At 66.8% G+C, this 8217-nt stretch carries 7 protein-coding genes; 5 read left to right on the forward strand and 2 right to left on the reverse strand.

Features of this window, described 5'->3' with window-relative positions:
• Nucleotides 1-116 precede the first annotated feature (116 nt).
• On the reverse strand, nt 117-1256 hold the full coding sequence (locus ACE3QW_RS14520) for a transglutaminase-like domain-containing protein (RefSeq protein ID WP_374252069.1): 1140 nt from the start codon (nt 1254-1256) through the stop codon (nt 117-119).
• Nucleotides 1253-1837: a TlpA family protein disulfide reductase gene (locus ACE3QW_RS14525; protein ID WP_374252071.1), complete on the reverse strand. Its 585-nt coding sequence runs from the start codon at nt 1835-1837 to the stop codon at nt 1253-1255. Before ACE3QW_RS14525 ends, ACE3QW_RS14520 begins: the two co-directional genes overlap by 4 nt.
• 464 nt (nt 1838-2301) lie before the next feature.
• On the opposite strand from ACE3QW_RS14525, the gene fdnG reads away from it, so the two are divergent.
• The 5 genes from fdnG to ACE3QW_RS14550 all read left to right on the forward strand — a co-directional run.
• Complete coding sequence (fdnG, locus tag ACE3QW_RS14530; RefSeq protein ID WP_374252073.1) at nt 2302-5388, forward strand: formate dehydrogenase-N subunit alpha; 3087 nt, start codon at nt 2302-2304, stop codon at nt 5386-5388.
• A gap of 17 nt (nt 5389-5405) precedes the next feature.
• Nucleotides 5406-6362, forward strand: coding sequence for a formate dehydrogenase subunit beta (gene fdxH / locus ACE3QW_RS14535; protein WP_029557144.1), 957 nt, complete (start codon nt 5406-5408; stop codon nt 6360-6362).
• Nucleotides 6359-7057 carry a formate dehydrogenase subunit gamma gene (locus ACE3QW_RS14540; RefSeq protein ID WP_374252076.1) on the forward strand — a complete coding sequence of 233 codons (699 nt, stop codon included), beginning with the start codon at nt 6359-6361 and terminating at the stop codon, nt 7055-7057. The genes fdxH and ACE3QW_RS14540 overlap by 4 nt, the downstream gene beginning before the upstream one ends.
• 90 nt (nt 7058-7147) lie before the next feature.
• Complete coding sequence (gene fdhE, locus ACE3QW_RS14545) at nt 7148-8077, forward strand: formate dehydrogenase accessory protein FdhE (protein ID WP_374252078.1); 930 nt, start codon at nt 7148-7150, stop codon at nt 8075-8077.
• A 10-nt stretch (nt 8078-8087) separates the two neighbouring features.
• Nucleotides 8088-8217, forward strand: a 130-nt coding sequence (locus ACE3QW_RS14550) for a hypothetical protein (RefSeq protein WP_374252086.1), incomplete at its 3' end; no start/stop codon positions are given.

Below are 8217 nucleotides of genomic sequence, written 5' to 3' on the forward strand. Positions count from 1 at the left end.
AAGGGAGCGGCCGCGCGGCCGATCACGCCGCGCAGGGACATGTTTGGAAAGAATGTCCTCGCCGGGCGACGCTGAGCGCCACCACGGCGAGGATCACGCCCTGACCGGCGTCTGGATCACACCGCGATTTCAGCGGCGCGAATGGTATATTTGAAATTGTCCGGATCGAGGCAGTCGAGCAGGCTGCCGGCGCTGACCGCCTGCGGATACATCAGGAAGCCGAGGTGCGGCCCGTCGAAGCCGGGCAGCGCCACGTCGTGCGCCGTGTTGTAGGCGAACCAGTTGCCCTCCCACGAACCGAACAGCGCCTTGCGCGCGGCGACCACCTTGGGGTCATCGAGCGCGAGCTTGCCCGGGGGCTCCTCCAGCACCACCTTGCGCACGTCGGCGGGGTCCATGGGGGTCCAGCCGAATTCGGAGAGGAACACCTCGGCCCGGCAGTGCTGCGCCTTGGTGACGATCTCGGAATTGGCGCCGAGGCTCTTGTAGCCGAAGCGCGAGGGCACCACGCGCAGGCCGTAGACATCGCGCGCCGCAATGCCCTGCGCCCGCACGAGGCCGACGAACAAGGCGTTGAGATCGGCGCACTTGCCGCCGAGATCGCCGCTCTTCAGCAGCGCCGCGATATCGCCGATGCCGCAGCCGCGGGTGGCGGCATTGCGATAGGTGTTCTCGACGATCCACTCGAAGATGGCGTGGACCTTCTCCAGCTCGGACGCCTTGCCGGCGACGATCTTGTCGGAGGTCGCCTTCACGATGCCGTCCGTGGGGATGAGGTCGGTGGCCGCGGTGTTGCGGCGGCGCTCCTCGGCGGTGAGCGGGGCGGGCTTGCCGGGCTTGGTCAGGTCCACGGCGAAATCGCGGCTGGTGGCGCGGCTGACCAGCTCCACCTTGGGCGCGGGCTCGCCCTCGGCCCAGGCGAGGTGCAGCATGTCGGCGCCGGAGCGGGCGTCGCGCACCATCTTCGCGGTCTTGGCGTTGGTGGTCCAGGTGTTCTCGCCGGGCTTGAACCAGTCCGGATTGCTGAAGGAGGCCACCGGCAGCCAGGCCTGCACGGTGCCGGCAGGCTTCAGGATCTCGACCGTGGTGGTGATCTGGAAGCTGCGCCAGTTGCCCACGGTGGGCGCGAACACGCGCGCCGCGGGGGCCGTCTGCGCGGCGGCCTGCGCAAAGGCGGCGCGAGGCAGCAGCGCGGCGGCACCGGCGGAGGCGCCAGCGAGGGCGCCGGCTTTCAGAAAGTCGCGACGGGTGGTCATCGGGTCTGTTCTCCCTGGGCTTCTTTTGGTTGGTTTTTTTGCGGGGGCGGCGCCGCGACGCGGATCGCGGCGCGGGTTTCAGGATCGGCCCAGTCCACCTCACCCTCGCGGGCGAGAACGAGACGGCCCGAGATCACCACGAAGCTCGCCGGCAGCAGGCTGACGCCCCACCCCCGCGCCGCCGCGCGGTTCTGGTCGAGGAGAACCGGTCCGGGCGCGGCGCCCGCCGTCCCCTCGGCGAAGAAGCGGCGGATGCGGTCGGCGGGCTCGGCCACATCCACCAGCAGCACCCGCACGCCGCTTGAGCGGGCGAAATCGGTGAGGGCCGGAAGCTCGGTGCGGCAGGGCGCGCACCAGGTGGCGAAGAAATGGACGATGGTCGGAGGATCGCCCGCGGCGAGAGCCACCGGCGCGCCGTCGAGGGCGCCGAGCGAGAGCGCGGGGGCGAGCGGGTGGCCTTCGACGGTCGCGAGAAGGCCAGGCGCAGCGCGCTCCGCCTCCACCGCAGGGACGGGCGAGGCGAGGACGGGTCCAGCCGCGAGCAGGAGGGCGAACGCGAGCGCGCCCGGCACGTCGCGCACAGGCAGAGACCCGACCGTCCCTAGACGCGCGGATATGCTCCCGCGGCCCCGCCAGCGACGCTGCGGCCCAGGATATGTTGTATCCGGTTGGATAGAGTGTGCGCCCCGACCCGCGGGAGCCAAACCGACCTTCACGCGGGCACTCTGCGTCAGGGTTGCAAGCGCGGTCAACGCTCCTTTCCGTGATGTCGGCCATGCTTCGGCAGCGCACAATCAGGCCGCGCCGCAAAACCGCCTTCCGTTGCGTCACTAGAGGCAACTGGCAACCGCCGACGTGCCGCATCGCAACATGCGACAAGAAGGCGATTTTCGTTCAAACACGCGGAGTTGCGCCGGCCCAAATTGACATCATTCCAGTTCCAAAATACCGTCCGCTCACGCTGGGTGATCCAGCTCCCGGAGCGGCCCCAAGGCCGTCCGAAACCGTCCCCGGTCGGGGCACGCAAGGTCGGAGGCTTCCTTCGATGAACATGGAGCTCTCGCGGCGCCAGTTTTTGAAAACGGCGGGCGCGGGCGTGGCGGGAACAACGCTGGGCGCGTTGGGATTCGGTCCCATCGAGGAGGCCCTGGCCTCCACCATCAAGCCCTTCCGCCTCGTCAACACCACCGAGGTGCGCAACACCTGCACCTACTGCTCGGTGGCCTGCGGCATCCTCATCTTCTCCAAGGGCAATCTCGCCAAGGGCGAGAAGGCGGACATTACCCATATCGAGGGTGACACCGACCACCCCACCAATCGCGGCACGCTCTGCCCGAAGGGCGCGGCCCTGCTGGACATCGTGAAGTCCGAGCAGCGCCTCAAGCAGCCCATGATCCGGCGCGCGGGCTCCGACAAGTTCGAGAAGATTTCCTGGGGCGAGGCGCTCGACAAGATCGCCAAGGCCATGAAGGCGGACCGCGACGCCAACTTCATCGCCAAGAACAATGACGGCGTGACGGTGAACCGCTGGCTCACCACCGGCTTCCTCGCCGCTTCCGCCACCACCAACGAAACCGCGTTCGCCACCTACAAGGTGGTGCGCTCAACCGGAATTCTGGCTTTCGACAATCAGGCACGCGTCTGACACGGCCCGACGGTGGCGAGTCTCGCCCCAACTTTTGGCCGTGGCGCGATGACCAATTCGTGGACTGACATCAAGAACACGGATCTGGTCGTCATCATGGGCGGCAATGCCGCCGAAGCGCACCCGTGCGGATTCAAATGGGTCACCGAGGCGAAGGCCTCCCGTGGCGCGAAGCTTGTCGTCGTGGACCCGCGCTTCACGCGCTCGGCCGCGGTGGCGGACTATTACGCCCCGATCCGGCAGGGCACCGACATCGCCTTCCTTTTGGGCGTCATCAACTACTGCATCCAGAACGACAAGATTCAGTGGGACTATGTGAAGGCGTTCACCAACGTCGGCTACATCGTCAAGGAAGGTTTCGGGTACCAGGACGGCCTGTTCACGGGCTATGACGAGATGAAGCGGGACTACAACCGCTCCACCTGGGACTACGAGATCGGCCCCGACGGTTATGCGGTCGTGGACGCAACCCTCCAGCATCCCCGCTGTGTCTTCAATCTTCTGAAGCAGCACGTCTCCGTCTACACGCCGGAGATGGTCGAGCGCATCACGGGCACGCCCAAGGACAAGTTCCTGAAGGTGGCGTCCATGATCGCGGAGTGTTCGTCGCCCACCAAGACGATGACCTCCATGTACGCGCTCGGCTGGACCCAGCACTCCAAGGGCTCGCAGAACATCCGCTGCATGGCGATGCTGCAGCTTCTCCTGGGCAATATCGGCGTGCGCGGCGGCGGTATGAACGCCCTGCGCGGGCATTCCAACATCCAGGGCCTCACCGACCTCGGCCTGATGTCCAATCTGATCCCGGGCTATCTCACGATCCCGACGGAGAAGGAGCCGGACTTCAACGCCTACATGTCGACGCGCGGTTTCAAGCCGTTGCGTCCCAACCAGATGAGCTACTGGCAGAACTACAAGAAGTTCTTCGTCTCCTTCCAGAAGTCCATGTGGGGTCAATCGGCGACGGCGGACAACAACTGGGCCTATGACTACCTGCCGAAGCTCGACGTGCCGGCCTATGACGTGCTGCGCGCGTTCGAGCTGATGAAGCAGGGGAAGATGAACATCTACTTCTGCCAGGGCTTCAACCCGCTGCAGGCCTTCCCCAACAAGGCCAAGCTCGCGGAGGCGCTCGGCAAGCTCAAGCTGCTCGTGGTCATGGACCCGCTGGAGACCGAGACCGCACGCTTCTGGGAGAACCACGGCGTCTACAACCAGGCCGATCCGTCCAAGATCCAGACGGAAGTCATCCAGCTGCCCACCACCTGCTTCGCCGAGGACAACGGCTCGCTGGTGAATTCCGGCCGCTGGCTGCAATGGCACTGGGCCGGCGGCACCCCTCCGGGCGATGCCAAGCCCGACACCTACATCATGGCGCAGATCCATCTGCGCCTGAAGGAGATGTACAAGAAGGACGGCGGCGCGTTCCCCGATCCGATCGTCAACCTGACGTGGAACTACAAGGACCCGAACGAGCCCTCGCCGGACGAGCTTGCCAGGGAGATGAACGGCTCCGTCCTTTCCGACGTGCTCGATCCCAACGACCCGACCAAGAAGGTGCTGGAAGCCGGCAAGCAGCTCGCGAGCTTCGGCCTCCTGCGCGATGACGGCTCCACCGCGGCCGGCTGCTGGATCTATACCGGCTGCTACACCGAGGCGGGCAACATGATGGCGCGCCGGGACAATTCCGATCCCGACGACACCGGCGCCTACCTCAAGTGGGCGTTCGCCTGGCCGGCGAACCGGCGCATCATCTACAACCGCGCCTCCGCCGACATCGACGGCAAGCCGTGGGACGACACCCGCAAGCTGCTGTGGTGGGACGGGGCCAAGTGGACGGGCTACGACGTGCCCGACATCGCCCCCACCGCCAAGCCGCAGGATGTGGGCCCCTTCATCATGAACCCGGAAGGCGTTTCCCGCCTGTTCACAAGGGGCATGATGCGGGACGGACCGTTCCCGGTGCATTACGAGCCGTTCGAGAGCCCGGTCGCCAACCTGATCGCCCCCAAGGTGCGGGGCAACCCGGTGGCGCGCGTGTTCAAGGACGACTTCGCCCAGTTCGCGGACGTGGCGTCGAAGGAGTTCCCCTATGCGGCGACCTCCTACCGGCTCACCGAGCACTTCCATTACTGGACGAAGAACAACCACGTGAATTCGGTGCTCCAGCCCGAGTTCTTCGTGGAAATCTCCGAGCAACTGGCGAAGGAGAAGTCTATCCAGAACGCCGGCTGGGTCCGCGTGTGGTCGAAGCGGGGCTCGGTCTTCGCCAAGGCCTACGTGACCAAGCGCATCCGTCCGCTGATGGTGGACGGAAAGCCCGTGCACATCGTCGGCATCCCCATCCACTGGGGCTTCGTCGGTGCCGCCAAGAAGGGCTTCCCGGCCAACGTGCTGACCCCCTTCGTGGGTGACGCGAACATCGAGACGCCGGAGTTCAAGGCGTTCCTGGTCAACATCGAGCCCTCCACCGGGCCGGTGGCGTAAGGAAAAGGAGAACCAGCATGTTTCCTCCGATTCCGAACCCCACCACCGCCCCCGTGGCGCCCAAGCTGAGCGACGCGGACCTCGTCCGCCGCTCGGCCTCCGGTTCCCCCTCGCAGGTCGAGTTCAAGGAGCCGGTGGCCAAGCTCATCGACGTGTCGAAGTGCATCGGCTGCAAGGCCTGCCAGGCGGCGTGCCTCGAATGGAACGAGCTCCATGAGGAGATCGGCACCTTCAACGGCACCTACACCAACCCGCCGGACCTGACGCCCGCCTCGCTCACGCTCATGCGCTTCACCGAGTGGGTGAACCCCGAGACGGACAATCTCGAATGGCTCATCCGCAAGGACGGCTGCATGCATTGCGCCGATCCGGGCTGCCTGAAGGCCTGCCCGGCGCCCGGCGCCATCGTGCAGTATTCCAACGGCATCGTGGACTTCGACCACGCCAAGTGCATCGGCTGCGGCTATTGCGTGAAGGGCTGCCCCTTCAACATCCCGCGCATCTCGCAGGTCGATCACAAGGCCTACAAGTGCACTTTGTGCTCGGACCGCGTGGCGGTCGGCCAGGGTCCCGCCTGCCAGAAGGCATGCCCCACCCAGGCCATCGTCTTCGGCACCAAGACGCAGATGAAGCAGTGGGCCGAGGGCCGCATCAAGGATCTGAAGTCCCGCGGCTACAAGAATGCGGGCCTGTATGATCCGCCCGGCGTGGGCGGCACGCACGTCATGTACGTGCTGCAGCACGCCGACAAGCCCTCGATCTATGCGGGCCTGCCGGACAATCCGCGCATCAGCCCCATCGTCGAGGCGTGGAAGGGCGTGACCAAATATGTGGGCCTCGGCGTCATGGGCTTCGCCGCCCTCGCCGGCGCGCTGCACTACCTCGTCAACGGCGCCAACAAGGTGTCGCCGGAAGACGAGGCGAACGCCGAGAAGCTGGCGGCTGAAAAGCTGTCGTCCGGAGGCCGCTCATGAGCGCACCCTACGATCTGGAGACAGGCGACGCGGTTCATCCGGGTCGCCCGGTGCAGGTGGACCGCTACACGGTGGGCGCCCGCATCAACCATTGGGTGACGGCCATCAGCCTGATCCTGCTGGCGATTTCGGGCCTCGCCTTGTTCCACCCCAGCCTCTATTTCCTCACCGGCCTGTTCGGCGGCGGGCAGCTGACGCGCACCATCCATCCCTGGATCGGTGTGGTGCTCTTCTTCTCCTTCGCCGGCATGTTCCTGCGCTTCTGGAAGGCCAACCTCTGGAAGAGCGAGGACGGCACCTGGATGCGCCGCCTGCGCGACGTCATCGCCGGCCATGAGGAGAAGCTGCCCGAACTCGGCAAGTACAATGCCGGGCAGAAGCTGGTGTTCTGGGGCATGAGCCTGCTCATCATGGTGCTCATCACCTCGGGCGTGGTGATCTGGCAGGCCTATTTCGCCACCTACACCACCATCGAGCAGCAGCGCATCGCGCTTCTGGTGCATGCGCTGGCGGCGGTGGCGATCATCTGCGTGTGGATCGTCCACGTCTACGCCGCCATCTGGGTCAAGGGCACCATCAGCGCCATGACCAAGGGGCAGGTGACGGGCGGCTGGGCGTGGCGGCACCACCGGAAGTGGTTCCGCGAGCTGGTCAGCTCCCGCAAGTCGGGCACCCGCGGGACTCCCGCGGAATAGCGCTTACCCCTATAATGGCCTCCCGGCCGCCGCGAGCGACCGGGGGGTTCTTGTCCGGTGCACGTGACCCGTGAGGTTCGTGAGGTCATCATGTCGCGTACCTTCGGCCCCGCGTCGGCGCCCATTCCCGATCCCTCCGTGCTGGAGGGCGTGACGGCCCCGACCTTCGCGTATCTGCCGGACCCCTCGACCCTGTTCGCGCGGCGCGCGGCCCGGTTCCGGCATCTGGCGCACAACCATCCCCTTGCGCCCTACCTCACCTTTCTCGCCGGGCTCTGCGAGGCGCAGCATGCCGCCGTCGCCGCGACGCCCGCGCCCGAGCCGGTGGACGCCGCCCAGGTGGAGCGCGCCCGCGCCAACGAGATGCCGCCCCTCGACCGCAGCCATTTCACCAGCGATGCCGCCTTCGACACCCTGTTCGAGCGGGCGCTGGCGGAGGCGACCAAGATCGAGCAGCCCGAAGCCGCCCGCACCGCGCTGGAGCGGGTGCGCATGGCCTCCGACGTGGCGCGCGGCGAGATGATCCGCAACGTGCTCGCCTCCTCCCTCCCCGAGGAAGCTTTGGCCGAGCACCTCTATGTGGCGGCGGCGCTGGAAGCCCATTTCGCCCGCCTCGCGTCCCAGCTCGACGCCTCCCGCCTCGTGCCGGTGGGCGACGGCGTGTGCCCCACCTGCGGCGGGCCGCCGGTGGGCAGCCTCATCGTCAACTGGCCCACCTCCCATGGCGCCCGCTATTGCGCCTGCGCTTTGTGCGGCACGCTGTGGAACTTCGTGCGGGTGCGCTGCACCGCCTGCGGCTCCACCGCCGGCATAGGCTATCAGGAGGTGGAGGGCGGCAACGGCGCGGTGAAGGCCGAGACCTGCGACACCTGCCACGCTTATTCCAAGGTGTTCTACCTCGCCCAGGATGACGGGCTCGATCCGGTGGCCGACGACGTGGCGAGCCTTGGCCTCGACATCAAGCAGAAGGAAGGCCCCTACCGGCGCGCCGCCTTCAATCCCTTCCTCCTCGGTTATTGAGGGCGGCATGATGGCGAACGCACCAGCCGCCGTGGCCCTCTCCCCCGCCCCGCCCTTGCGCCTGCTCCCCTCGGTGGATCAGGTGCTGAAGGCCGAGGCCGCCCGCGCCGCCGCGGAGCGCCATGGCCGGCAGGCGGCGA

The organism is Xanthobacter sp. (assembly GCF_041911315.1).
GTDB lineage: Bacteria > Pseudomonadota > Alphaproteobacteria > Rhizobiales > Xanthobacteraceae > Xanthobacter > Xanthobacter aminoxidans.